Below are 25,905 nucleotides of genomic sequence, written 5' to 3'. Positions count from 1 at the left end.
CGCTCTTGGGTGACTTGAAGCGTTGCACGCGTTTCGCCTTTCGCCGATCTCTCAGGATAAAGGCGAACCGTTTTAATAGGTCAGGATGTAATAGCGGATAACAGGGACTTCCACTTCGACCTCGGCACTGGTCGCATCGTCAGAGCCGCTGGTCTGTGTGCCCATGGCGTTGGTGCTCCACGTGCCTGCGGCGCGATACTCCTGAGGCGAGATCGCCCCGGAATTATCTGCATCCATTTCCTGAAACTGTTTATCGAGACCCTGATCGCTGAAGGTTTTTTCTCGCGCAGGCGTTTCGAATTCCTCTTGGGTCAGGACACCATCACCATTGGTATCAGCGGTCTGAAACCGGGATATAGCAGCTTGGGCAAAGCCCTCTTCCCTGTCTTTCTCGTCGATGGCGTCCTCCATGTTCGCGGCAAGCTCCTTGAAGAGGGTGTTCTTGGAATCCTCATCACCTTCCCATGCGAATTCGACCGCGTTTACGAATTCTTCACGCGTCAGGCTCTCGGACCCATCCGAGGCGAGCTCAGACCACTCGGCCTTGTCTTCGCCGGATTTTGCCTCTTGCTCGGCTGCCGTGTCGCGCTTTTGCGCCATGCAGGTCCGAAATTCGGCGCGGCTGATTGAGCCGTCTTTATCGGCGTCAAGCTGTTCAAATTCGGCGTCGCGCAGTTCCGCGATTTCCTCTTGGGTGAGGGTGCCATCGGCATTCTTGTCACCCGCGTAGAACGCATTCTCGCAGAAACCCGCCATATCTTCTTCCGCGGCAAAGGCAGGTGCCGCAACAAGCGCGGTCGTGGTCATGATTGCTGTGGTCAACTTGGTCATAATAGTCTCCCGTACATCTGAATTTCCGGGGCGCGCCTTGATGTATCGGGTGAGCGGACCCGCCGGCGCGCCGCAAGGTGCTCACGTAGGGATATAACGGCACCCCCCTTGGTGAAGTTCCGGCACGGAAGCGTTCAGGCGTTTCCGATCCGAAACTTTGGGTCCAAGCCCGACGCAAGAGGGGCCGCAAGTGTCGGATTCGCATTCTGCATACCATTGGCGACTCTGTATGAGGGGCATCATAATCGGCCCGTCTGCCCCCTGAGAGGAAAACCAATGAGCCATAAATCCGATATCGAAATCGCCCGCGAAGCGAAGAAGAAACCGATCCAGGAAATCGGGGACAAGCTGGGTATTCCAAGCGACCATCTGCTGCCCTTCGGGCACGACAAGGCGAAGGTGAGCCAAGACTACATCAACTCGGTTCAGAGCAATAAGTCGGGCAAGCTTATCCTTGTGACCGCGATCAACCCGACACCGGCGGGTGAAGGCAAGACGACCACGACCGTGGGTCTTGGCGACGGGCTCAACGCGATCGGCAAGAAAGCGATGATCTGCATCCGCGAAGCCTCGCTCGGGCCGAACTTCGGAATGAAGGGCGGCGCCGCGGGTGGTGGCTATGCGCAAGTCGTGCCGATGGAGGACATGAACCTTCACTTCACCGGCGATTTCCACGCGATCACCAGTGCCCACAGCCTTCTGTCTGCGATGATCGACAACCACATCTACTGGGGCAATGACGCCGAGATCGACACCCGCCGCGTTACATGGCGCCGCGTAGTGGACATGAACGACCGGTCACTGCGGCAGATCACGTCGTCGCTGGGCGGTGTATCCAACGGGTTTGCGCGCGAGGACGGTTTCGACATCACCGTGGCGTCCGAAGTCATGGCGATTCTCTGCCTTGCCAGCGGTCTCAAGGATCTTGAGCGTCGTCTGGGCGATATGATCATCGCCTATCGCCGTGATCGCAGCCCGGTCTTCTGCCGGGACATCAAGGCCGAAGGTGCGATGACCGTTCTTCTCAAGGACGCGATGCAGCCGAACCTTGTTCAGACGCTCGAGAACAACCCCGCCTTTGTGCATGGCGGTCCGTTCGCCAACATCGCGCATGGCTGCAACTCGGTCACTGCGACGACCACCGCGCTCAAGCTGGCCGATTATGTCGTGACCGAAGCCGGTTTCGGCGCGGACCTTGGTGCCGAGAAATTCATGAACATCAAATGCCGCAAGGCAGGTCTTGCGCCCGATTGCGTCGTGCTTGTCGCGACGGTCCGGGCGATGAAGATGAACGGCGGCGTGGCCAAGGCCGATCTGGGCCAAGAGAATGTGGATGCTGTCAAGTCGGGCTGTGCCAACCTTGGCCGGCATATCGAGAACCTCAAGGGGTTCGGCGTTCCGGTCGTCGTGGCGATCAACCACTTTGTCACCGATACCGATGCGGAAATCGAAACGATCAAGGATTTCGCTGCCGAGCAAGGCTCGGAAGCGATCCTGTCGCGCCATTGGGAGCTTGGCTCCGAAGGGTCGGCAGACCTTGCGCGCCGGGTGGCCGAGGTGGCCGATAGCGGCCAATCGCAATTCTCGCCGATCTATGCCGATGACATGCCGCTCTTCCAGAAGATCGAGACCATCGCCAAACGCATCTATCGCGCCGACGAAGTGCTTGCCGATCAGAAGATCCGCGATCAGCTCAAGCTTTGGGAAGAGCAGGGATATGGCGAATTGCCGGTCTGCATGGCCAAGACGCAATACAGCTTCTCGACCGACCCCAACCGCCGTGGCGCGCCCACCGGCCATTCGGTTCCGGTGCGTGAAGTGCGCCTGAGCGCGGGTGCAGGGTTCGTTGTGGTTGTCTGTGGTGAGATCATGACCATGCCCGGACTACCGCGTGTGCCTGCGGCGGAATCGATCCGTCTTAACGACGGGGGAGAGATCGAAGGTCTCTTCTGATGCGTGGGGCTATCGCAGCCGCGATATTTTGTGTCTCCGCCGCCCCTGTGGTGGCGGAGACATGGCATGACCTGACCCCGGGCGAAGCATGGGTTTTCGCCGGTGACTGGGTCGGGATGTGTCAAGTGGATCAACCGTTCCAATGCCATGCGCAGACCACGGTCGGCGCTCAGGACGATGCCGGACCGGGGCAGGTGACGCTTTGGTGGGAGCCGTGGGGCGATGAAGGCTATAGCTTGACCTTCTTTGCCACGGGTGCACCGCAGAAGATCGGCGGATCGGTGAGCATGACCATCGACGGAAGCGAGATGACGCTTGCCGAGGATGAGGATTACTTTGCGAACTGGGGCGAATATGACGACCCGTCGCACATGATCTCGATCGGAGAGCCCTTGGTGGTCGACACTCTCGTCGAAGACATGAAATCAGGACAATCTCTGGTCTGGGATTGGGGTGAGGGGCAGCTTGTCGTGCCGCTTGCCGGGTTTGCCCGGACTTTCGAGGCGGTCACGACATACCGTAGGGAGCTACTTGAATGACAGCGCAGATTATTGACGGAAAGGCCTTTGCGGTCACCGTGCGTGAAAAGGTGGCGGGCCACGTGGCGCGTCTGAAGGAAGAACACGGGATCACGCCGGGACTTGCCGTCGTTCTCGTGGGTGAAGACCCCGCCAGTCAGGTCTATGTCCGCTCGAAGGGTAAGCAGACCCTTGAGGTGGGCATGAATTCGTATGAACACAAGCTTGATGCCGACACGTCCGAAAAGGATCTGCTGGCCATCGTAGACAAGCTTAACAATGATCCCGATGTGCATGGGATACTCGTTCAACTGCCACTGCCCGAGCATCTCGATTCCGATCTGGTGATCAATTCGATCGATCCGGCCAAGGACGTGGACGGCTTTCACATCTCGAATGTGGGCCTGCTTGGCACCGGGCAGAAAAGCATGGTGCCTTGCACGCCGCTTGGCTGTCTGATGATGCTGCGTGATCACCACGGTAGCCTGTCGGGCATGGATGCGGTGGTGCTTGGCCGGTCCAACATCGTGGGCAAGCCCATGGCGCAGCTACTTTTGGGCGATAGCTGCACCGTGACCATCGCGCACAGCCGCACCAAGGATCTGCCCGAAGTGGTGCGCCGCGCCGATATCGTCGTGGCCGCGGTCGGCCGCCCAGAGATGGTGCCGGGTGACTGGATCAAGGAAGGGGCCACCGTGATCGACGTGGGCATCAACCGGGTTGAGCGCGACGGCAAGAACAAGCTGGTGGGCGATGTCGATTTCGAAAGCTGCGCGGAACGGGCAGGGGCGATCACCCCGGTTCCGGGTGGTGTAGGTCCGATGACCATCGCCTGTTTGCTGGCCAATACGGTCACCGCCTGTTGCCGGGCCAACGACCTGAGCGAGCCCGAGGGCCTGACCGCGTAACTGTCGGGAACAACCTTAGACAGCAAGATCGTGACCCCCGCACCACCCGGTGTGGGGGTTTCACTTTGTGGGCAGAGGGATCATCGTGCCGGTCAGAAGCGCCACATGCACCTCCTCACCGTTGCGCTGTCCGAATACGTCCGCTTGCACGATCATCAGGCGTCGCCCCGGTTTGATCACCCGCCCACGCGCCACGAGCCGCTCACCCTGTGCCGGGGCGAGCAGGTGGATCTTCATCTCGGTCGTCATAACCTCGTGATCATCGGGCATCAGGCTGAGGGCCGAATAGCCAGCCGCGCTGTCGCCTATGGCGAAGGTCATGCCCGCATGCGCCACGCCGTGCTGTTGCAAAACGTGGCGCGTGACCGGGGCCGAAATCGTCACGCATCCCGGCGCGATATCGTCAATCCGCGCGTCCAGAGTGGTCATCAGGCTTTGGCGTTGAAAGCTGTGTGTGATACGTGCCTTGACCGAGGGGGACGGAGTGGCGTTTTTTCCCATTTTAGAAACCTCGCATTTTGATGACCTTAGACATAATTGGCCCGATCGCAATGGCTGATACCAGAGCGGGGGCAGCTGCCGTTTTCAGGGCCGCTTGGCGAAAAATAAATTTGGAGAATGAATTTGAACCCTGAGGAGAAACCGCGAAAACATCCTGATTTAAAATCACTTATGCAGGATATGACCGCACCGTTCACTGTGTTTGTCTGGCTCTGTGCGGTGCTTCTGGCAACCATATCCGAACCTTTCCATACTGACACGGTGGCGGCATGGCCGGTACGGCTTGGCCTGTGGGCCGTGATCATTTCGGTTGTGGTTCTTGTGACATACCTGGTGCGTGCGGTGGCGGGGCGGTTCGTGCCGTCGCGTATGGTGGCGCGTTTTGACCTAGTTTCACTCATCCTGATGACGTCCATCCTGACGCCTGCGGTGATCGTGGTCTGGGCCGCGTTCAGGACGTTTTCCTCGCTCGAGCCGCTTTCGTTCATATGTGCTTTGGGCGGGGCATCTCTGGCTTCGGTGGCCATCATTGGTGTGCGGCGTCTGGCGCCCGGGCTGAGCCCGCTTGATTTTGTTCACGACAACGACGGGGCGATTACTCTCCCAGAGAGTGTGATGGAGTCCGACCCGAGCACCCCAGCCGTTGAAGATATTCAGCGCGCGCCCACACCGCGCCTGATGCGCCGGGTGGAGCATCTGGTTGGCCCGGTGGTCCGTCTTACGGCGCAGGGGCATTTCGTGGAGGTCGTCACCGAGTCGGGGCGCCATCAGCTTCGTTTGCGGCTTGCCGATGCCATTGCCGAAATGGAACCGGTCGAGGGTCTCCAAGTGCATCGGTCGCATTGGGTGACGCGGGATGCGATGGACCGGTTCGAGCCGTTGAATGCCCACAAGGCGCAGCTTTATCTCACGAATGGCGATGTCATTCCGGTAAGCCGCAGTTACCGAAAGCAGGTCAAAACCGCGTTGGAGGGGTGACGGAGTTTACCGAGCCTGCTGGCTTTCGCCCTTCGGCCCGAGCGGAACCGGATAGGCCGCGGCCCCGGTCAAAACCGCCATCGCATCGCGGCGCATCAGGCCCCGCAAGGTGGGATCGGTGCAGCGCAGGCCGCCGGTATAGGTTCCATAGGCGGGCATAATGACCCGATCCGCATCAATCAGGAAACAGGACCGAGAGACCGAGCGCGCGCGCAGGCGCACCGTCATCTTGGGGTGATAATGCCCGGAAACCTCACCACTTTGGCCAGAGCGTGCGATATGCCGAAAACAAAGCGGCGGCAGGGGCAGTTCGGCCAGATGGGTGCCGCCCAGATCGAGCGGACCGGGGTCGTGATTGCCCTCGATCCAGACCCAACGGCGGCCAGCCTGAAGGGTCGTGATCCAGGCTTTCTCATCCTCCGGCAATGCTTCGGCAGACTGTCGGTCATCGAAACTGTCGCCAAGGCAGACCACGGTTTTCGCCTCTGTGCGCCCAAGGTCGCGTTCTAGCCTCGCAAGGGTGTCGCGCCCTTCATAGGGGGGCAGCCCTACTTCGCCAAGGCGCGCACGCCGCCCAGATTTTCCAAGGTGCAGGTCGGACACGCAAAGAATGTCCTGATCAGGCCAGAAAAGCGCGCCCGACCCCATAGCGATGAGTGTCGCACCCGAAAGCGTGAAGCTATAATCGTTCATGGTCCGTTCTTGTGGCCCGTTTCAAGGCGTTTTGCAAGCCTCCGGGCGGTATGCAGGTCAGGGCGCCGTCAATCCGGCGGTCTCCATCAGTCGTGCGGTCTCTTCTGCCAGCAGCCTTTCTTCGGCGGCGCCTGCCACCGGCACGCGGCCCGCTTCGAGAAACAGCGGCGCGGCCAACGGGGTGACCCGCGGCAGGCGCAAAAGGTCGATACGGTCCCCGATCCGTGCGGCCATTTCTTCGATCCGGGCGAAATCAACAAGGCCGCGCATCGCTTCGGTGCGGGTGATGCGCAGCATCAGGTGATCGGGGTCGTATTTCGCCAGGGTGTCATAGAGTATATCCGAAGACATCGTGGCCTGCCGACCGGATTTGCGCGCCCCTGGTGTGTTGCGGGTGATGAGGCCAGCGATCGTGGCGGACGCGCGAAAGGTGCGTTTCATCACCGCGTTCCCGGTCAGCCACTGATCGAGGCCCGCGCGCAAGGCATGAATATCCAATAGGCCCGTTGCATCCAAGAGCGGCTCAAGCCCCCAGATCAGCGTGGCATAGTCGGTCGAGACGAACCCCAGAGGGTCAAGGCCCATGTCTTCCATCCGTTTGCTGAGCAGCAGGCCGAGGGTTTGTTGTGCGTTGCGCCCCGCAAACCCGTAGATGCAGGCGTGTTCGCGCCCCTCGTGCGGGAAGCTTTCGATCAAGAGCCGGTCGGCGCGGGGCATGCGCGACATTTCACGCTGAAGCGAGAGCCAGTCACGTGTGTGATCGGGAAGCTCCGGCCAGTCCTTTTGCGCCAGAAGCCCCAGAATGCGCTGACTGAGCTGAGTTGAGGTGGCGAATTTGGTGCCGCCAAAGACGGCGATCTTGGGCTTTTTCGCCGCATTGCGCGTGACCTCGACCACCATTTCGCGAAGCCCTTCATAGCGCACGATCTGACCTCCGATCAAAAAGGTATCGCCGGGTGTGAGCGACGCGGCGAACGCCTCTTCGACCTCGCCCAGCGGTTTGCCGCCACGGGATTTCCGAAGCCGGACCTTGAGAAGGTCGGCGTCCTGTATCGTGCCGATATTCATGCGAATGAGACGGGCAGATCGCGGATCGCGCAACTGCCAAAGCCCGTCGGGCCGCTTTTGCAGGCGCTGCCACTGATCATAGGCGCGCAGCGCGTAACCCCCGGTGGCGCAAAAATCCAGACAATCGTCAAAGTCCGCGCGCGCAAGTCTGGCATAGGGTCCGGCAGTCGTGACTTCGCCGTAAAGCGCATCGGCGCAGAGCGGGCCGGAACAGGCGGCAATCAGGATATGCTGACACAGCACGTCGAGCGGGCCGGGCCCGCGCGGGTCTCCATCAAGATCACGCGCGCGCACCGCCTCGAGCGCGGCGCGGCATTCGACCACTTCGAAGCGGTTCGCGGGTACGAGCCGCGCCTTGGACGGGGCATTGTAGCGGTGGTTGGCGCGGCCTATGCGCTGAACAAGGCGTTTGACGTTTTTGGGCGCACCAATCTGAATCACGAGATCGACATCGCCCCAGTCAAGGCCAAGATCGAGGCTCCCGGTGCAGACCACTGCGCGCAGTTCACCGCGCTGCATCGCGCCCTCAACCCTTTCGCGCTGCACACGGTCAAGGCTGCCGTGGTGGATGCCAATGGCCAGCGCCTCTTCGTTGGCCATCCAGAGGTTGTGAAAGAAAATCTCGGCCTGCGCGCGGGTGTTATGAAATATGAGCGTCGTCCTGTGCCGGCGCAATTCGTCAAGCACGGCGGGAATCGCATGCGCCGCGCCGCCGCCTGCCCACGGTGGAGGATGGGGCACGTCGAGCATGGCAATATCGGGTTCGGGCCCCGGATCGGCGTGGATCACTTCGCATGGGTCGGGGTGACAGGCCATGAGGCGGGCGATGGCACCGGGGTCTTCGACCGTCGCCGACAGGCCCACGCGGCGCAGACCGGGGCAGAGCGTCTGAAGGCGAGAGAGCGCGAGAAAAAGCTGATCGCCGCGCTTGCTTTCGGCCAGTGCGTGAACCTCATCAATCACCACGCGCTTTAACCCTGCGAAGATGCGTGGCGCATCCTCGTATGAGGTCATGAGCGCGAGGCTTTCGGGGGTGGTCAGAAGGATATGAGGCGGGTCTGCGCGCTGTCTGCGCTTCTGCGTGTAAGAGGTGTCGCCGGTGCGATCCTCGATCCGGATCGGTAGCTCCATCTCCTCGACCGGGGTGCGCAGATTGCGGCGTATATCGGCGGTAAGGGCCTTGAGCGGCGAGATATAGAGCGTGTGCAGCCCGGGTGCGGGATCATCGTGCAGTTCGGCAAGGGTGGGCAGGAAACCGGCAAGTGTCTTGCCCCCGCCGGTGGGAGCTATGAGCAGGAGCGAGGGGTCGCCCGCACGCTCAAGCATCGCCTGTTGATGCGGGTGAACCTGCCAACCGCGCGCCGTGAACCACCGGGCAAAGAGAGGGGGCAACATGCTCATGGCAGGCGATGTAGCACAGCCCGGAGAGCAAGCCGGCCATGAAAGCGACCCCCCTGAACGGGACAGGGCGTCAGACCGCGATGCCCTTTTCGGACAGGTCCGTTTTCGCCTGGTCGCTTTTCTCGGGCGATACGCCCAGATACTCAAGCACCGCATCGGATTTCAGGAATTGCAGGTCGCGATACTCCACGATTTCGATGCGGTTGCCCCACGGATCACGAATGTCGAGAAACGGACCTTCGACCATGTCTGCCCCCGCCGCGCGGGCCAGTTTTTCGATCTGGCTGCGATCATCGACGACAAGGCCGAAATGACGATGCGCGTCCGGCCCGCCCTCACGCCCGCGCGACAGGGCGAGAAATTGATCGCCCATATCGATAAAGGCCATGCTGCGAGTGCCGTCGTCGTCGCGGGTTTCGCCCCGCAATTCGAATTCGAAAAGGCGCCCGTAAAACGAAAGTGCCTCGTCTATGTCGCCGACTTCAAGCGCAACGTGGTTGATGCCGACAAGGCGTGGTTTGCGGTTTTCTGTCATGGTGGCTCCCCTTTTATTTCAAGGGGAACGGCCCATATGCCGGGCAGGTTCCGCCCCGCGTGCAACGGTGGGATCATGCGCCGCGTTTTGCGAAACGCGTTACTTGATGATTTCCTCGTCCGTGACGAACATGTTCGCCCAAGCACGGTCAATAAGCTCGGGTGTCATCTGAAACTCCATACCTTCGAACTGACAGATCGAGATCATCTGATCAATCAGGAAGACCGGCTGGTAATTCGCATAGACGTTGTTGATGGCCGGATATTTCTTCTTGAGGAGGTGGACAAGCGCCGGCTCGGACAAGGGCATGCCCTTTTTCTTGGCGATCATCGCAAAGATTTTGAGAAAGTCCGACTGGCACGGTCCGTCGATCTTGATCTTGTAGAAAATCCGACGAAGCGCGGCCTGATCGAAGATTTCGTTCGGGTGAAAGTTCGTTGAGAAGATCGCGAGCGTATCGAAGGGCACCTCGAACTTCTCGCCCGATTGAAGGGCGAGGATATCCTTGTTTTCCTCGAGCGGAACGATCCAGCGGTTGACGAGGTTCTGCGGTGGTTCGGCCTGACGTCCGAGGTCGTCCACGATGAAGATGCCACCCGTCGCCTTGAGCTGAAGCGGAGCCTGATAGGTCCGAGCCGTGGGGTTATAAACAAGATCGAGCATGTCGAGCGTCAGTTCGCCGCCGGTAATGACGGTGGGGCGTTCGCAGCGCACATAGCGCGTGTCAAAGGTGCGGCGACGGCGCAGTGAGCCCGGCTCGTCGGTCTCGACCTCGGCTTTGGAATGCACGATCGGATCATAAACGGTGATCACCTGACCGGCGTATTCGATGGCGCGGGGCACATATATCTTGTCACCCATCGCATCGCGTATGCCATTGGAAATACTCGATTTACCATTGCCCGGGGGGCCATACATGAGAATTGAGCGCCCCGCCGATACGGCGGGTCCGAGGTGATCAAGAAGGCTGTTGGGCAGGACGAGATGCCCCATCGCGTCGGTCAGTTGCTGACGTGTGATCTGAATGTTGCGGATTGATTGGCGCTGAACCTGTTCGCGGTAGACGTCGAGCGGTACGGGCATGGCGCCGAAATATTCCGACTGAGCCAAGGCGTCATGCGCGCGGCTCTTGCCGGCATCGGTAAGCTGATAGCCCATCTCGCTTCCCGAATTGGCGTTGAGCGTGCCCGTCGCCTCGAGCAGGCGCTGTTCGCGGGCCATGTCCACAAGCTCTTGGGTGACAGCGCGGGGGAGGCAAATCGCCTCGGAAATCTGGGTGACAAGATCGAGATTCTTGCGGAACATCGTCTTGAGAAGGATGTTGCGCATCATGACAACAGGCAGGCGCATGTCCTCGATCCGGCTGGGCGGGGGCGGGGGTTGGACGCCTGTTTGGGTGGCTTGCATGTTCATGGGTCCGGCCCTTTGTTTCCGTGCTGCTTCAGACGCAGTCTGCCCGGCAAATGCGGGCAAATTATGGTCTCAAGCGGGCAGGGTATTGGCCGGGTTAACGCGGCGCACGGAACGTCGGTATACACGTCGGCATTCACGTCGGTATCGCGTCGGTGCGAAACGCGGCATGCTCAGACGCCGTAAAGCGCCCCGAGGCAGAGGTAAAATGCCAGCGCCCCACCAAGGCAAAGCCCCATCGGAAATTTTTTGCCGCGATCCCAGCTTTCCCAGCCGGGTGCGAGGCGGCGCAGGGCCGTGTGCTTGGCAAGGCGGTGCGCAATGAAACCCGCAAGCAGGCAGATGGCGAGGATCACCAGCACGAGGCGCACGTCTCCCAGCGGGATGAACGGCGCGGCGGCGGCCACGAACTTGGCATCGCCCGCGCCCACAAGGCCCGCCGCGTTCATCAAGACGCCAAGCGCCAGCATGACCGCGATATGAGCGAGCCGCCATGCGTAGACATCGAAGGGGAGAGCCACGAGGCCGACGATGAGGAACACCACCAGTAGCGCGATCACCGCGATATTCAGGATCTTCATCCAGCGCAAATCCGTATAGGCGACCCAGAGGCAGATCGGCAGGACAAAGGGTAGAAACCACAACGCTGCGTTGCTGGAGATGGTCATGGCGAAAACCCCGCGTCTGCGTCAGTTCACGACGTTTTCTTCGAGTGCGCGAAGTGAACGCACCGCCGCCTCGAAATGTTGCGGATGGGTCTCTATGGCGTCGCGCAGAAGCCCCTTTCCGATGCTTGTGTCGCCCTGTTTGACCGCAGACAGCCCCAGCGAATAGAGAAGCTGCGCGCGTTCGGGCTGTGTCGTGGGAAGCACCGGAAGCGAGTATTTCTTTTGTGCGCCACGGGCGAGGATCAGGTTGTTTTTTGCGGTGAAAAGAGACTGATCAAGCCGGATCGCATCGGCAAAGAGGCGTTCGGCCTCTTTGTAGTCGCCGCGCGTCAGCTTGGAATAGCCCCAGTTGTTCATGACACCGGCGGGTTTGGTGGTCAGGCCGACGGCGGTTTCATAGAAACTGTCGGCGCGTTTCCATTCCTTGTTGCTGTCGGCAACCATCGCCTCGAGCCGATAGCGTTTGAACGTCTCGAACGTTGGCGGCACGGCGTCGAGCGTCGTTTCGGCCTCTTCCCACTGGGAGTTGCGAATATAGGCGTCGGCCAGATCGACGCGGTCTTCGTCGACCGCGTTTTCATGCGCTGTGACGGTTTTCCACGCGCTTACCGCCTCGACGTTGCGCTTGGCGCGCACGAGCGACTTGGCCAGCCCGCGATGCAGGTCGATCCGGTCGGGTTGTTCGGAGGTGGCGCGTTGAAAATACGTGACCGCCTCGTTCGGGTCGGCCACGGTGAGCATCACGTCATTGAGGTTGGTTTCGTCAATGACGTTGACGCCTGCGACCGCACGCGTTGCGTCTTGATTTTTGTCATCACAGGCCGACAGACCCGCGAATGCCGCAATGCACAGCGAAAAAAGGATAGGATGGCGCATGCTTGCGTCCTTTTACTGCCTCTGCCTCATGCACCCCTAATCGGGGGCGCCTTTTTTATTTTATGGTATCTGGCGTATCAGATAGTCGCTGCTACCGCGCCGTACCAATTTATATTCTTGCTCTTCTTTCGGATCATAAACAGAATTTTCGAGTTTTGCGAGTGCCAAGCGCAAATTGTCACGAATTGAGTCACTTTGGCCATTATCGAGCGCGTAGGCCCGGCGGAACATCTGGGCCGCTTCGGACACTTCGCCCTTTTCCATGAGCACGACACCGAGATTGTTCCAGACCTCGGGGACCGTCTCTTCGGTGTCAATCGCGTCACGCAGGAGGCTTTCTGCCTGTCCGAGACGCCGGAGGCCAAGGTTGGCACTGCCCATCCCGGCCATGATTTCGGGTGTCAGTCCACCGTCTTCGAGTGCGGCGCGCGAGAACGCTTCGAGGGCCAGTTCGTATTCGCCCGCACGCATCAGCCTGTGGCCGACGGTCAGGCCATCCACGGCCTCGCCCGACTGTGCCACGCCCGGCGCATAAGGGTTTTCGGGGAGGGCAGTGCTATCCGCACAGCCCGCCAGCGCGAGTGCCGCAAAGATAATCAAGACTGCCCGTGCCATTCGGCCTCTGTGTCGTTGCCCGGATCATCATTTGGACATCGCCGTAAGCTCCATGATGCCAAGAACAGACGGTCCGACCAGAATGATCAGTAGTGGGGGCACTGTAAGCATCATCGTGGCCAATGTCATCTTTGTTGGCAGCTTGTTGGCCTTTTCCTCGGCGCGCATCACGCGCTTGTCGCGCATCTCGGCGGCGTAGACGCGAAGCGCATCGCCGATCGATGTGCCGAAGGTCTGACTCTGGACAAGGACCGTCACGAAGGAGGACACGTCCTGAACTCCGCAGCGTTCGGCCATCTCGTTGAGAACCGACGCCTTGTCGCGCCCTGCCTTGATCTGTTGTGCGACGATCTCGTATTCGTCGGCGAGTGCGGGAAAGGACGCGCGGATTTCGTTCGACACGCGCACGATGGCCTGATCCATGGATTGTCCTGCCTCGACGCAGACGAGCATCATGTCGAGACTGTCGGGAAAGCCGTCCTGAATTTCTTCCTGACGTTGCTGTTGGCGTTTGGTGACCCAGTATTTCGGGATCATGTATCCGACGGCGCCGGGGCCGAGAATATACATCAGCATTTGCTGCGTCGTGGTCTCGGGCCCCTGAACCGCGGTGATGAAATAGACGACGCCGACGATGAGCAGGCCAATCGCGAGGGCGAATTGCGCGAAGTGGAAATACCGCACCGCGTCGCGGTCGCGATAGCCGGCCTGCATGAGCTTCTTGCGCACCTCCGAGAGCTGCTTTTCGTCCTGCGGTTCGAGGAAGCCCGCGTATTTGTCGAGCTTGTCGTTGCGCTGACCCGCGCGCAGGGACTGTGTCTTGCTCTTGCCTCTTGCGGCCTCCTGTTGTGTGCGCTTGAGACGGTCCAGCGGGTCCTCGGGCTGTTTGATCATCATCACGACGGTGACGAGGATGAGGATCACTCCGAGCGCGCCCACGGCGATCAACGGGCCGAAGGGGCCAAGCGCGCCGGTCAGGATATCGTTTACAAAGCTCATTGCGTGGACCTTTTCATACCTTGATGTTCACGAGAGCCCGCATCACGATCAGGTTCAGGACGAGGAACGCCCCGACCACCAGACAGGCGGGAATGAAATAGGGGTGCAGCATCGCTTCATCGTAGTAGTTCGGATCGACGAGCTGAATCCCGACAAGCGCAAGCAGCGGGAAGCCCGAGAGGAACTTGCCCGACCATTTCGCCTCGGCGGTGATCGCCTTGACGCGGCGAAAGAGACGAAAGCGCGCGCGGATCACCTTGGCCAGCCCATCGAGGATTTCGGCAAGGTTGCCGCCCGATTGCTGCTGAATGGTGACGGCCACGGCGAGGAAGCGCAGATCCTGCATTTCAAGGCGTTCGGCCATGTCCTTGAGCGCCTCGCCCACGTCGCGGCCATAGGCGCTTTCGTCCGCGATGATGCCGAACTCGGTCGCGAGCGGGTCGGAGACCTCATTCGCGACAATGGAGATGGCCGAGGAAAACGGATGCCCCACCCGCAGGGAGCGGACCATGAGTTCGATCGCGTCGGGAAGCTGCTCTTCGAGCAGGCCCATACGCTTGTTCGCCTTCATCGAAATCCACACGAAAATGCCGCCGATCCCCATGCCCGCCGACACGAGTATGCGCACCGGAAGGGAGGTGCCGGTCCCGATGGTCAGGCCGACAAAGGCCAAGGCGCCCAGAAGCGCCATCAGACCGATAAGCTGTTTGGGCGAAAAGGCGATGGCGGCCTTCTGGGCCTTGGTGGCCAGGATCGCATAAAGCGGAATGCGGCGGGATTTGAGGTGAAGCTGCATTTCCTTGCGCAGCTTTTCCATGACCTCTTCGCGGTTGGTGTTCTTGTCCAGCATCTCGAGCCGGCGATTGACCCGGTTGTTGAGTGAGATGGATTTGCCGAACACCGTGAGGTAGATCCCTTCGACGAGCACAAGCACGCCGACGAAGATCAGGCCGTAGATGATGGGTTCGATGGAAATGGCCATGTTGGTTTATCCCGCGTTCGTGGGTTCATAGATGCTTGTCGGAAGATCAAAGCCCCAGAGCCGGAAACGCTCGGAATAGTGCGAACGCACGCCGGTAGGTGTGAAGTGGCCGATGATCTTGTTCTCGGGAGTGAGGCCGACGCGCTGAAAGCGGAACACCTCCTGCATGGAGATCACGTCGCCCTCCATGCCGGTGATCTCGGTGATGGAGGTCATCCGGCGCGACCCGTCCTGCAGGCGGCTGGCCTGCACCAGAAGATGCACAGCCGAGGCGATCTGTGAGCGCACAGCCTTGAGTGGCATTTCGATCCCGGCCATGGCGACCATGTTCTCAAGCCGGCTGATCCCGTCGCGCGGGTTGTTGGCGTGGATCGTCGTCATCGAGCCATCATGGCCGGTGTTCATGGCCTGAAGCATGTCGATCACTTCCTCGCCCCGCGTTTCCCCGACGATGATACGGTCCGGGCGCATCCGCAGCGCGTTCTTGAGACAGTCGCGCGGGGAGACCTCGCCCTTGCCTTCGACGTTGGGCGGGCGGCTTTCCATTCGGCCCACATGGATCTGCTGAAGTTGAAGTTCGGCCGTGTCCTCGATCGTCAGGATGCGTTCGGCATTGTCGATGAAGGAGGATAGCGCGTTGAGCGTGGTCGTCTTGCCTGACCCTGTCCCGCCAGACACGATGATGTTGAGCCGGCAGGCCACGGCGGCCTGAAGATAGGCGGCCATTTCTTCGGAAAAGGCGCCGAAATTTACCAGATCATCGATGCCGAGCTTGTCTTTCTTGAACTTACGAATGGAGACGAGCGACCCATCGACGGCGACCGGCGGCACCATCGCGTTGAACCGCGAGCCATCGGCAAGACGGGCATCCACATAAGGGTTTGATTCGTCCACGCGCCGGCCCACCGCGCTCACGATCTTGTCAATGATCCGCAGGAGGTGTTTTTCATCCTTGAACGTGACATCCGACAGTTCGAGTTTGCCATCCCGCTCAACAAAGATCTGTTGCGGCCCGTTCACGAGAATATCGTTCACGGAATCGTCCTTGAGAAGCGTTTCGAGCGGCCCAAGGCCGCGCACTTCGTCGTAAAGCTCCTGCGTGAGGGTCGTGCGATCCTCACGGTTGAGCACGATGGAGCGTTCCTCGAGCACTTCGGCGGCGATCGAGCCGATTTCGGCGCGCAGGTCCGCTTCGGTCGCGGTGTCGAGTGCGCTCAGGTTGAGGTGGTCGAGCAGAGACCTGTGCAGATCGAGCTTGATCTCGGACAGGCGCTCCTTGCGCCTGCGCTCCTTGTCCATCGGGACCGAACTGGCAGGGGTTTTGGCCAGCGGCTTGCGAAGCGACACCGCGGCTTCGGGTTTGGGCGGGAGCGGCGCATCGGCGGCAGGTTGCGCTTTCTTGGTGGCGGGGGCCGCCTGAACGGGCTTTGCGTCGGCCGAACCGGATTTTTTGTATCTCGAAAACATCTCGTCTCCTTCGCGTTAAGCGGCTTCGGCGTCTGATTGACCCAGTTCGTGCAGCGAGGCCGCGAGTTTGGCGATCTCGCGGCGAAGCGGGTTCTTGGGGGCGGAACTTGCCAAGGGCATGCCGTGATCAGCGCCCTGAACGACGGGTTTGCCACCATCTGGCAACTGAAGCTCGATGCCGATTTCAAGGCTTTCGGCCATGCGTTTGATCCGCGACTTGCCAGTGAGGTCGGTGAATTTCGGCGCGCGGTTGAGGCAATAGCGAAGCCGCTCAAGCGGCAACTCTTCGGCCTTGAGGGCACGTTTCAGGCGGAGCGTGTTCTGGGCCGACCGCATGTCCATTTCAAGCGTGATGAAATAGATCTGTGCCGCCGTGAGGACGGTTTCGGTCCATTGCACAAGCGTCGTGGGCATATCGACAATAACATAATCGAAATGCTGCCGCGCGAGATCAAGCACTCGGCTGACGTCCTCGGGGCCGATCAGGTCGAGCGGCAGAAGGTCGGGCGGGGCGGTCAGAACCCAGAGCTTTTCTTCGTGGCATTGCAGCGCCGAACGGAAGATATCTTCGTCCATGCTTTCGGTGTCGGACCACAGTTCATAGATCGCGTCGCGACGCGGCAAATCGAGGAACGTCGCGACAGATCCGAATTGCAGCGACAGATCGAGAATGCATACTTTGGGCGGATTTTTCTTGTCCGTCAGTGTCAGTTCCCACCCGAGGTTCACACTCAGGGTCGTGGCGCCCGTGCCACCGGCAACACCTTGAACAGCAAAGAGAATACCTTCTTGCCCGGTCGAGGCGGGGGTATTGCTTTGCGAGGGCGCGGGTTCGGGCTCGGGGGGGCGGCGCAAGCGGTCGATGGCGGCCTGAAGCTCATTCTCGGGCAGGGGGTAGGGCACAAATTCATCCGCGCCTTTGCGCAGAAGCGCGTGCAGGGCAGAGGGGCTCACGTCATCGGCGATGAGGATTACCTTGACGCCCGCGGTACTGGCGAGCGTGATCAGGTCACCGATCATGTCGAGATTGCTTTCGTCGCTTTCGTCAATGGCGATGGCCACGAATTCAAGCGTGGCGGCATCCTCTTGATTGAGGAAAGCAAGGGCCTCGTGAAAGCCGAGATCGCCCCAGGATTCCCCCATGGCAGTTTCCATGTCTTCGATCAGAAGGTCAAAATTGCGCACGTCCCTGCTGATCGTGCAAGCCACGATCGGACTTGGTTCAGGTTGTTGCATTGCACTACTCGTCATAAAACACGGTCCTAGTTTTCCGCCTTTGCGGCGGTATGTTCCGGGGCTTGCGATGATCGCAGAACTCCCCCTGTGCCTCCTGCCTCACGACTCGGTGGTGCCGGACGCAGCTTTGCCTGAGGAGAACCTGCCGGGAAATGTGGGCAACATTAGGACCAAATCATCGCAATTGTGCGGAGCGCCGGGACAAAGAAAAAACCCGCCGTCGAAACGGCGGGTTTGAAGTTGGCCCGACTGGTCGGGCAGGGAGAAATCAATTCAAGCGTCAGCCGCCGTCTTCGCCGCCTTCGTCACCTTCGCCACCGGTGACAAGCGTGAGATCCGATTTCGGCACCGCACTTTCGATGTAACCGCGATAAACCACCTGCGCATATTTGCCGTCCATGATGATCGGATGCGACTGAACGAAGCCCGACACCTCGGTCACGGTGCGCCGATTGCGACGTTCGCGGCCTTGGGTGACGATCAGGGGCTGCGTTTCGCCATAGGAGACGACAGCTTCGAGCCGCGAGCGGCTGATGCCTTGAGATGTCAGGTACGCCACGACCGCACGCGCGCGAGCAAGGCCCAGACGCTTGTTATAGCCGGCGGAGCCGACCTTGTCGGTATGGCCGTAAACCCGGAAGGTGACTTCGGGGAACTGCCGGATCCAGGTGGCCTGCTCACGCAGGGTATCGCGGGCGCCGGCGTCAAGCTGAGCCGAGTTGAACGCGAAGTTCACTGTGGTCAGCACCTCGTTCGCGAAGCGGTTCGACAGGTCATACACATAAGAGCGTTCGCCGGTCATCACCTGATGGTTCTGCATCGTGGCGTTGCCGAATACGCCGCCATCGACAAGTGACCCGGCTTCTTTGAAGTAGGACCCCGATACTTCGCCCGAGGGGCGCGCGCAGGCGGCCAGTGCCAACAGCGTCAGGATTGTTACCGTGCGTTTCATGTGCCCCTCCTCCCCAACTCAGTCCATTACATAGCCATAAGAGCCGGTGAAGTCCTGTTTGGCAACTTCTCCGACAGCACCTTCGGATTCGCGGACTGTGCGGGCGACCCGACCATTCAAGAAAAGATCGGTTTCCGACGGCAGTGTGACGCGATCCGTGGGCAAGGCCAGTGTTTCGCCCGAGGTGGGTGAGACCAGATGCGCGGTGACGATGATCACCAGTTCCGTCTGGGACCGCCGGTAGTTGGCGCTACGGAAGAGCGCGCCGAGGACGGGCAGATCGCCCAGCCACGGCACCTGATTGTTGTTGTCGCGGAAATCGTCCTGAAGCAGGCCCGCGATGGCAAAGCTTTCGCCGTCGCGGAGGGCAACCGTGGTCGACGTGTCGCGGCGGCGGAACGCGCTGATCGTGAGCTGGCCGTTGGTGAAACCGTTGGCCGGGTCAAGCGACGACACGGCGGCGGCCATTTCGAGGTTGATCACGTCGTCGTCCAGAACCCGGGGCACGAAGTTGAGCTCGACGCCGAAACGCTTGAACTCCACGGTGATTGCGCCGTCTTCCTGGCTGACCGGGATGGGGTATTCGCCACCGGCAAGGAAATTGGCCTCCTGCCCCGAAAGGGCGGTGAGGTTGGGTTCGGCCAATGTTCGAACAATCCCTTTTTCTTCAAGAGCTTGCAGAAGAATGCCGATCTGAGCCGAGCCAGCGTTGAGCCCAAAGAAGGCCGCGCCCGCGTTGGCTGACCCGTTCGAGGTGCCGGGTGTGATTCCGGTCGCGTTTACAGCCGAGTTGCCGATGCTCTGTGTTGCGACCGCAGCGCCGATGCCGTTGCCAAGACCATCGACGAGAAGCGAGGTGCCGAGGCTTTTCGTCACGCTGCGCTGCATTTCGGCGAAGCGGACCTTGAGCATGACCTGCTGTTTGCCCGAGACCGACATGAGGTTCGACACGCGTTCGGGTGCATACCGTTCAGCGAGGTCGAGCGCACGTTGCAGCCTTGGAGAGCTGGAAACAGTGCCCGACAGAACGATGCCGTCATTCGCGGTGCGCACTTCAATCCGCTCATTGGGAAGGATCTGGCGCAGACGTTCCTTGAATTCGGAGATATCAGCGCCCACGCGGACCTCGACATTGGTGATGAGCCTGCCATTGGCATCGAGAAGGGTCAGCGTCGTGCGCCCCGGCGCCTTGCCCAGCAAATAGATCGTGCGATCCGACAGTGTCGAGAAATCCGCGATCGACGGGTTCGCGATGCTGAGTTCGGCGAACGGCACATCGCTTTCGACGACGATGGCGCGGTTCATGGCAACGCTCAGATCGCGTGCCGTGCCTTTGCGCACAACGTGCAGCGACTCGGCCATTGTGGGTGACGGGACATGCCCGATCATGACGGCGGCACCCATCAGGGCCGCCCAAAAGATGTTTTTCATTTTCATGTGACCTGCCTTCCGATCACGCCTCGTTAATCGGGTCTTGCTGCCCGTATTGTCCACAGGCTGCGTCATTTTTGCCAATTTTTCAAGAATCAATGGAAGTTAGCCCCTTTTTCTAATGTCTGATTGCAAACCGTTGCAGGAAAGTGACGCGACAAAAAAGGGGCGCCCCTCGTTGAGCGCCCCTTTTCTGCTATGTCATAGGACATGGTTGTTCAGTTGGTGCAGGGGATCTCGCTGATGATCACTTCGGAGCCGCGGCGCGTACGGATGGTGCAGATTTCCGCCTCGGGCTTGGCCCGTTTCACCTCGGCCTGAGCCAAACCGAGAAGCGATGTCTGATCGACCTCGATCGCCTCGGCGACGGTGTCATCCGTGGACCCGACAAGCGACAGGGTCAGCTTTCCGGTAGATTGTGCCTGAGCCAGCGATGCCACCTGCTGTGGTGATGCGGCGACGGTGACGGTGCGGGCCAGAATCGCGCCTGTCGTGTTGTCATCGGAGGTCTGGTCCACGGCGATGAGCTTGATCCCGGTTTCGATAAGCTTGGTCACGTCGCCTTGGGACTCACCCTCGGTGCGCAATCCGGCGCGGCCGATGTTGCCGGTCCAGTAGATGTCAACGCGGTCACCCGGGCGCAGGAAGCCCGCGACGCCAGAGGAGGTGTCGACCTTGATCGCGAAAGCACGCATGCCGCGCGCAAGTTTGTTGGTGATGCCGGCATCTTCGCCCGGCGCGGTCACTTTGACTTCGAGAATCGCCTCGTGCTTCTCCATGTTGCGTAGGACGGTGCGCGCTCTATCCTTGCCTTCGGGTATCAGCGCCTCTTCGGTGCTGAACACGCCTTCGGGAAGTGAAGCGGTGGGAAACTGGACGAGTTTCACATCCTCTTTGGTCAGGCGGTGACCATATGCGAGGGGCTTGGTGGCGACATACACCTCGACTGTCTTGATGGCGGGGCCTTGTGATGCGCGAAGCCTGTCGGCCTCTGCCTGGGCATTTTCCAGCATCGCGTTGACCATATAGACCGCAAAGCCCGCGAGGCCGATCCCGACAATCAGGACCAATCCAAATACTGCTCGCATGGGATGTTCCTTTCAATTTACCTATGGTGAGGGCCCTGCGCGGTCGCGCAGCCCGTCACCCAGTACAGAAATATGCGGGTGAATTGTGGCAAAGACACGGCCCGCACATGGTATTTCAACGGCTTCAGGAGCCGACGCCGGTTCCGCTTACCGCTGTGCTGATCTTGGTTGAAATGCCGGAGATTCCGGTCTTGGCTGTGACGATCGCGGTCACACCCAGCCCGACAATGGCGGCAGTGAGAACGACCCAGTCAACCGTGATGGCCCCGGATTCGTCTTTGTGGAAAGATTTGATGGAAAATTTCATAAGCCTGTTCACCTTTTTGCAGATTGACCTGCATGCAACGGTGAGCGGGCGTTTTGCCTCGGTCGACCCGGAGGAACGTCAAAGCGTCCATAACCGGATTCGCTGCACTCATATGGAAATGACGAGAGCCGCAAATACGATGATCCGCGGCTCTCAATCGGGTCTGGAATGGTCAGCTTACTGACCGACAGTGGTGCCCGAAACGCCCGAGGAGATGCCTGCTGCCAGGCTGTCGATGCCGCCTTTGACCGTGCCGACACCGGCAACACCAAGGCCCACAACAGCTGCGGTCAGAACGACCCAGTCAACCGTCACAGCACCGTCTTCGTCTTTTTTGAAGTTTTTGAAAAATTTGATCATTGTTGGTCCCTCCAAAGGATCAGTTTTACTCAGGTTAGCAACCATTTTGCTGGTCTGGGCCGCCTCTCTCTGTTGGCCCTCAGCGCCGTGGTATGCGTAGATATAGCCAGCGAAATCAGGCAGGAATGGGGCGCGATTCGTGCCTTTTTCGTTCGTTTGAGGTTAAGCTTTGTGGCAATTGTTAACGTATTGATAATAAAAGAATAAATTTCTCAAAAAAATTCCCTGATCTGTAAAAAACGTTAATTTACTGGGGTTTTTGTCTGATTTTCTGGCCTCAAAGGCCGGTTTCTGCGATACTGACTCCAAAATATAATCGAGACGGGCAGGCAGTTTCATGAAGTTTATCACCAAACCTTCGGGGATTGGGTGCGTCGCGGTGGTGGCGCTTCTATCTGTGATCGCGCCTATGGTGGTCGCGGAGGAGCCCGCGCCCTTTCCCGACTTCACCTTCAAGATGGGCACGCCGCCCAAGGATACGGCCAAGAAGCGGATCAATGTTCAGGTCACCGCCGAGGAGTTCGCGGCGCAGGCAGGCAGAGGTGCCGCCGGATCGGACGACGCCGTCGCGGCGCAAGATGACAAGGCGGTGCCCGCGCCCACCAAAGAAGCCTCGGGGCTTTATGGATGGTTCTGGGACACGGTACCGACAGGGCCAAGCGAAAGCGCCATCTTGCGGCTGGATTCCGCGCTGATCCGCCTGACCAAGCCCCCGGTGGGCGAAGCCGCGCCCCAGTTCCGGTTGCAGATGCTTCAGGAAATCGCGGCGCAACAAGGACCGCATATCCTTAGGGCAACGACTGGGACGGATGTGTCTCCGGCCCTTGTGCTGGCGGTGATCGCGGTGGAATCGGGGGGGCGCGCCGACGCTCTGAGCCAAGCGGGCGCGCAAGGGATCATGCAGCTTATCCCTGACACGGCGGACAGGTTCGGGGTTGCCGACAGTCTTGAGCCCGTCGAGAACATCAAGGGCGGGGTCGCCTATCTCGACTGGCTATTGAAGGAGTTCGACGGCGATCCGATCCTCGCGCTGGCGGGATACAATGCCGGGGAAAACGCGGTCAGGAAACATGAGGGCGTGCCGCCGTTTGCCGAGACGCGGGATTATGTGCCCAAGGTGCTGGCCGCCTATGACGTCGCGCGGGGCCTGTGCAAGACACGGCCGCAATTCATCACCGATGGCTGTGCGCTCACTCTTGCGTCGGTGAAGTGACGCGGCCCGCAACCGAGCCGCGCCAGACAAGCAATGATCAGACGACCGTGGCCTCGGTTGCCGCGCGCAGTTCGGCCTCGCTTACGCCGTCGGCGCATTCCACGATCTTCAGGCCTCCGTCGACGACATCGAGCACGCCGAGATTGGTGATGATGCGGTTCACGACGCCCGCCCCGGTCAGCGGCAGGGTGCATTCCTTGAGCAGTTTGCTCACGCCGTGTTTGTTCTGATGGTCCATGACGACCACCACACGGCGCACGCCCGCAACGAGGTCCATCGCGCCGCCCATCCCCTTGACGAGCTTTCCGGGGATCATCCAGTTCGCGAGGTCGCCGTTTTCGGCCACTTCCATGGCGCCGAGAATGGCCATCGCGATCTTACCGCCGCGGATCATGCCAAAGCTTTGCGCACTGTCGAAATAGGCGGTGTGGGGGAGGGCGGTAACGGTCTGCTTGCCGGCGTTGATGAGATCGGGGTCAACCTCGTCCTCGGTCGGGAAGGGGCCGATGCCCAGCATCCCGTTCTCGGACTGAAGCGTCACGTTAACGCCTTCGGGGATATAGTTGGCCACCAGCGTCGGAATGCCGATGCCGAGGTTCACATACATACCGTCTTCGAGTTCCTGTGCCGCGCGCGCGGCCATTTGGTTACGGTCCCAAGCCATGATCTCAGCCCTCCCGAATGGTGCGTTGTTCGATGCGTTTCTCGTGATCGCCCTGAATGAGGCGGTGCACGTAGATGCCGGGCAGGTGGATGGCATCGGGGTCGAGCGTGCCCTTGGGCACAATCTCTTCGACCTCAAGCACGCAGGTCTTGCCGCACATGGCCGCCGGCGGATTGAAGTTGCGGGCGGTCTTGCGGAAGATGGCATTCCCGGTCTCGTCGGCCTTCCATGCCTTGACGACCGAAAGGTCTGCAAAGATGCCCCGTTCGAGAATATATGTCTCGCCGTCGAAATCCTTGTGTTCCTTGCCCTCGGCCACCTGGGTTCCGACACCTGTCTTGGTGTAGAAGCCGGGGATGCCGGCGCCACCGGCGCGCATACGCTCGGCCAGGGTGCCTTGGGGGTTGAATTCGATCTCAAGCTCGCCCGAAAGATACTGACGCATGAACTCAGCGTTTTCGCCCACATAGGAGCTGAGCATCTTTTTCACCTGTCGGGTCTGAAGCAGAATGCCGATGCCGAAATCGTCAACACCCGCGTTGTTGGACGCGAAGGTGAGATCCTTGGTGCCTGCGTCTCTGATGGCGTCAAGCAGCAACTCGGGAATGCCGCAAAGGCCGAATCCGCCTGCCGCGATTGTCATCCCGTCGAATAGCAGCCCGTCTAGCGCTTCGGCCGCGGAGCCATAGATCTTGTCCACGTCACCCTCCTGTCTGTCGTGATCCGATCAGCGTTGTGGCCCCCAGAGGCGGGCAAGTCAACGGCACGTCCGGTGATTAAAGCGTTTCGCGAAAACCCCGGGACACAGATTTTCGCGAGGCGCGGCGCGGGCCAACGCCGATCGCATGATCACAGGCTTGTCAGGGAAGGGAACAGCGCGGCGCCCGCAGCGTTGTGCGAGGGATTGCAACAAGGCCGAGGTCAAATGTCAGATTTCGAAATTCCCGCCCTGCTTGACCGTGTTTTCGATCGCTCCGAGGTGTCGGGGGACACCCGTGCCCTTCTGACCACGCCCATCCGCGCCTTGCGGGTGACCATCCCGTTGCGGCGCGACGATGGCACGCTGGACGCCTATCCGGCATGGCGTGTGCAATACGACACCACCCTCGGGCCGGGCAAAGGTGGGGTGCGTTTCCATCCCGCTGTCTGCGGCGCCGAGGTGACGGGACTGTCGTTCTGGATGACGTTGAAATGCGCGCTTCTCGATTTGCCGTTCGGCGGCGCGAAAGGCGGTATTCAGGTCGATCCCAAAGCTCTTTCGCCGCTCGAGGTCGAGCGACTCGCGCGGGGGTATGTGGCCGCGGTGGCCGATCTGATCGGTCCGGACCGCGACATTCCCGCGCCCGATGTGAACACCAATCCGCGCATTATGGGGTGGATGGCCGACGAATACTCCAAGATCGCGCGCAGCCATCAGCCTGCGGCGATGACCGGCAAGCCCTATGAGCTTGGCGGCTGTGAGGCGCGGATGACGGCCACGGGGCGCGGTGCGCTTATCGTCTTGCAGGAATGGATCGCGCGACAGGGCAAGCGCCCGGAAGACATCACCATCGCAGTGCAGGGCTTTGGCAGTGCGGGTGGCAATTTTGCCTGTCTGGCGCATGAAGCGGGGTTTCGCATTGTCGCAGTGTCGGACAGCAAGGCCGCGATCCGCGATCCCGAGGGGATTGATCCTGTCCCGATCTTTGCTTGCAAGCAGGCAGAGAAAGAGGAGGGCGATATGCTTTATTGCAGCTCGTCCGTGGCCGATCAGGACGGGCAGGAGGAAATCGCGCAAGACGATCTTCTCAAGCTTGATGTTGATGTGCTGGCGCTGGCCGCGATGGAGGATGCGGTCACCAAGGCGAACGTGGGAGACATCAAGGCGCCGCTGATCGTGGAGTTGGCAAACGGCCCGGTCAGCGCGGAGGCCGACGAAACTCTCACCCGGCGCGATCACACGCTTTTGCCCGGCGTTCTCGTCAATGCGGGCGGTGTGACCGTAAGCTATTATGAGTGGATGCAATCGCGCAGCGGTGCGCACTGGGATGCCGAAACGGTGGAGGCCCGGCTTAAGTCGCGCATGGTCGATGCCGCGACACGCGTGTTCGAGCGTATGGACGAGGAGGATGTGCCCGCGCGCGAAGCCGCCTACTCGCTCGCTGTTGAGCGCATCGCCCGCGCCGTCAAGAGCCGGGGCGACCGAAGCTATTTCGCGGGCTAGGGCGTTTCGCGAACAACCCGAGACGCGGATTTTCGCGACACGCTGCGC

Annotated in this window: 26 protein-coding genes; 7 read left to right on the top strand and 19 right to left on the bottom strand. The window is 60.3% G+C overall.

Features of this window, described 5'->3' with window-relative positions:
• Window positions 1-72: 72 nt before the first annotated feature.
• The gene (locus V8359_RS18745) at window positions 73-831 is read right to left on the bottom strand and encodes an EF-hand domain-containing protein (RefSeq protein WP_336430650.1); all 759 of its coding nucleotides are present in this window, start codon (window positions 829-831) and stop codon (window positions 73-75) included.
• A 276-nt stretch (window positions 832-1,107) separates the two neighbouring features.
• On the opposite strand from V8359_RS18745, the gene V8359_RS18740 reads away from it, so the two are divergent.
• From V8359_RS18740 to folD, 3 genes are read left to right on the top strand one after another with little or no spacing between them, the layout of a single operon-like run.
• The gene (locus V8359_RS18740) at window positions 1,108-2,784 is read left to right on the top strand and encodes a formate--tetrahydrofolate ligase (RefSeq protein WP_336430648.1); all 1,677 of its coding nucleotides are present in this window, start codon (window positions 1,108-1,110) and stop codon (window positions 2,782-2,784) included.
• A complete protein-coding gene (locus V8359_RS18735) occupies window positions 2,784-3,323 on the top strand; it encodes a hypothetical protein (RefSeq protein WP_336430647.1) in 540 nt (179 codons plus the stop codon). The genes V8359_RS18740 and V8359_RS18735 overlap by 1 nt, the downstream gene beginning before the upstream one ends.
• A complete protein-coding gene (gene folD / locus V8359_RS18730; protein WP_336430646.1) occupies window positions 3,320-4,210 on the top strand; it encodes a bifunctional methylenetetrahydrofolate dehydrogenase/methenyltetrahydrofolate cyclohydrolase FolD in 891 nt (296 codons plus the stop codon). The genes V8359_RS18735 and folD overlap by 4 nt, the downstream gene beginning before the upstream one ends.
• A 60-nt stretch (window positions 4,211-4,270) precedes the next feature.
• Here folD and V8359_RS18725 read toward each other — a convergent pair whose 3' ends face one another.
• Entirely contained in the window at window positions 4,271-4,711 is a 441-nt protein-coding gene (locus tag V8359_RS18725; protein ID WP_336430645.1) for a PaaI family thioesterase, read from the bottom strand.
• 171 nt (window positions 4,712-4,882) lie between these two features.
• Here V8359_RS18725 and V8359_RS18720 point away from each other — a divergent pair, with 171 nt between their 5' ends.
• Entirely contained in the window at window positions 4,883-5,689 is an 807-nt protein-coding gene (locus V8359_RS18720) for a LytTR family DNA-binding domain-containing protein (RefSeq protein WP_336430644.1), read from the top strand.
• 6 nt (window positions 5,690-5,695) lie between these two features.
• Here V8359_RS18720 and pdeM read toward each other — a convergent pair whose 3' ends face one another.
• From pdeM to cpaB, 14 genes are all read right to left on the bottom strand, one after another.
• Window positions 5,696-6,382 (bottom strand): ligase-associated DNA damage response endonuclease PdeM, encoded by a 687-nt coding sequence (gene pdeM / locus V8359_RS18715; RefSeq protein WP_336430643.1) that lies wholly within the window; start codon window positions 6,380-6,382, stop codon window positions 5,696-5,698.
• A gap of 57 nt (window positions 6,383-6,439) precedes the next feature.
• Window positions 6,440-8,851 (bottom strand): ligase-associated DNA damage response DEXH box helicase, encoded by a 2,412-nt coding sequence (locus V8359_RS18710; RefSeq protein ID WP_336430642.1) that lies wholly within the window; start codon window positions 8,849-8,851, stop codon window positions 6,440-6,442.
• Between the two features lie 70 nt (window positions 8,852-8,921).
• A complete protein-coding gene (locus V8359_RS18705) occupies window positions 8,922-9,386 on the bottom strand; it encodes a VOC family protein (protein ID WP_336430641.1) in 465 nt (154 codons plus the stop codon).
• 99 nt (window positions 9,387-9,485) lie between these two features.
• A complete protein-coding gene (locus V8359_RS18700; RefSeq protein ID WP_336430640.1) occupies window positions 9,486-10,799 on the bottom strand; it encodes an ATPase in 1,314 nt (437 codons plus the stop codon).
• 170 nt (window positions 10,800-10,969) lie between these two features.
• On the bottom strand, window positions 10,970-11,464 hold the full coding sequence (locus tag V8359_RS18695; RefSeq protein WP_336430639.1) for a prepilin peptidase: 495 nt from the start codon (window positions 11,462-11,464) through the stop codon (window positions 10,970-10,972).
• Window positions 11,465-11,485: 21 nt separating this feature from the next.
• The gene (locus V8359_RS18690) at window positions 11,486-12,340 is read right to left on the bottom strand and encodes a tetratricopeptide repeat protein (protein WP_336430637.1); all 855 of its coding nucleotides are present in this window, start codon (window positions 12,338-12,340) and stop codon (window positions 11,486-11,488) included.
• A gap of 60 nt (window positions 12,341-12,400) precedes the next feature.
• Window positions 12,401-12,955 carry a tetratricopeptide repeat protein gene (locus V8359_RS18685; protein WP_336430636.1) on the bottom strand — a complete coding sequence of 185 codons (555 nt, stop codon included), beginning with the start codon at window positions 12,953-12,955 and terminating at the stop codon, window positions 12,401-12,403.
• A 27-nt stretch (window positions 12,956-12,982) separates the two neighbouring features.
• The gene (locus V8359_RS18680) at window positions 12,983-13,954 is read right to left on the bottom strand and encodes a type II secretion system F family protein (protein ID WP_336430635.1); all 972 of its coding nucleotides are present in this window, start codon (window positions 13,952-13,954) and stop codon (window positions 12,983-12,985) included.
• Between the two features lie 13 nt (window positions 13,955-13,967).
• Window positions 13,968-14,936 (bottom strand): type II secretion system F family protein, encoded by a 969-nt coding sequence (locus tag V8359_RS18675; protein ID WP_336430634.1) that lies wholly within the window; start codon window positions 14,934-14,936, stop codon window positions 13,968-13,970.
• Window positions 14,937-14,942: 6 nt separating this feature from the next.
• Window positions 14,943-16,403, bottom strand: a complete 1,461-nt coding sequence (locus V8359_RS18670) for a CpaF family protein (protein ID WP_336430633.1) — start codon at window positions 16,401-16,403, stop codon at window positions 14,943-14,945.
• 15 nt (window positions 16,404-16,418) lie between these two features.
• The gene (locus V8359_RS18665) at window positions 16,419-17,639 is read right to left on the bottom strand and encodes an AAA family ATPase (RefSeq protein WP_336430632.1); all 1,221 of its coding nucleotides are present in this window, start codon (window positions 17,637-17,639) and stop codon (window positions 16,419-16,421) included.
• Between the two features lie 280 nt (window positions 17,640-17,919).
• On the bottom strand, window positions 17,920-18,591 hold the full coding sequence (locus tag V8359_RS18660) for an OmpA family protein (RefSeq protein WP_336430631.1): 672 nt from the start codon (window positions 18,589-18,591) through the stop codon (window positions 17,920-17,922).
• An 18-nt stretch (window positions 18,592-18,609) separates the two neighbouring features.
• The gene (locus V8359_RS18655; protein WP_442970408.1) at window positions 18,610-19,995 is read right to left on the bottom strand and encodes a type II and III secretion system protein family protein; all 1,386 of its coding nucleotides are present in this window, start codon (window positions 19,993-19,995) and stop codon (window positions 18,610-18,612) included.
• 245 nt (window positions 19,996-20,240) lie between these two features.
• On the bottom strand, window positions 20,241-21,110 hold the full coding sequence (gene cpaB, locus V8359_RS18650) for a Flp pilus assembly protein CpaB (protein WP_336430629.1): 870 nt from the start codon (window positions 21,108-21,110) through the stop codon (window positions 20,241-20,243).
• Between the two features lie 107 nt (window positions 21,111-21,217).
• Between cpaB and V8359_RS18645 the strand changes: the two genes are divergently transcribed.
• Entirely contained in the window at window positions 21,218-21,601 is a 384-nt protein-coding gene (locus V8359_RS18645; protein ID WP_336430628.1) for a hypothetical protein, read from the top strand.
• Here V8359_RS18645 and V8359_RS18640 read toward each other — a convergent pair.
• Complete coding sequence (locus V8359_RS18640) at window positions 21,595-21,777, bottom strand: hypothetical protein (protein ID WP_336430627.1); 183 nt, start codon at window positions 21,775-21,777, stop codon at window positions 21,595-21,597. The genes V8359_RS18645 and V8359_RS18640 overlap by 7 nt on opposite strands.
• A gap of 337 nt (window positions 21,778-22,114) precedes the next feature.
• Between V8359_RS18640 and V8359_RS18635 the strand changes: the two genes are divergently transcribed.
• Window positions 22,115-22,990, top strand: a complete 876-nt coding sequence (locus tag V8359_RS18635; RefSeq protein ID WP_336430626.1) for a lytic transglycosylase domain-containing protein — start codon at window positions 22,115-22,117, stop codon at window positions 22,988-22,990.
• Window positions 22,991-23,027: 37 nt separating this feature from the next.
• Here V8359_RS18635 and V8359_RS18630 read toward each other — a convergent pair whose 3' ends face one another.
• Entirely contained in the window at window positions 23,028-23,654 is a 627-nt protein-coding gene (locus tag V8359_RS18630; RefSeq protein WP_336430625.1) for a 3-oxoacid CoA-transferase subunit B, read from the bottom strand.
• Window positions 23,655-23,658: 4 nt separating this feature from the next.
• Complete coding sequence (locus V8359_RS18625) at window positions 23,659-24,354, bottom strand: CoA transferase subunit A (protein WP_336430624.1); 696 nt, start codon at window positions 24,352-24,354, stop codon at window positions 23,659-23,661.
• 225 nt (window positions 24,355-24,579) lie between these two features.
• On the opposite strand from V8359_RS18625, the gene V8359_RS18620 reads away from it, so the two are divergent.
• Window positions 24,580-25,857 carry a Glu/Leu/Phe/Val family dehydrogenase gene (locus V8359_RS18620; RefSeq protein ID WP_336430623.1) on the top strand — a complete coding sequence of 426 codons (1,278 nt, stop codon included), beginning with the start codon at window positions 24,580-24,582 and terminating at the stop codon, window positions 25,855-25,857.
• Window positions 25,858-25,905: the final 48 nt, after the last annotated feature.

The sequence above is a fragment of the Roseovarius sp. E0-M6 genome, assembly GCF_037083845.1.
In the GTDB taxonomy this organism is placed as follows: domain Bacteria; phylum Pseudomonadota; class Alphaproteobacteria; order Rhodobacterales; family Rhodobacteraceae; genus Roseovarius.
The sequence above is the reverse complement of the archived record's forward strand: the minus strand, read 5'-3'. Positions and strand labels throughout refer to the sequence as shown.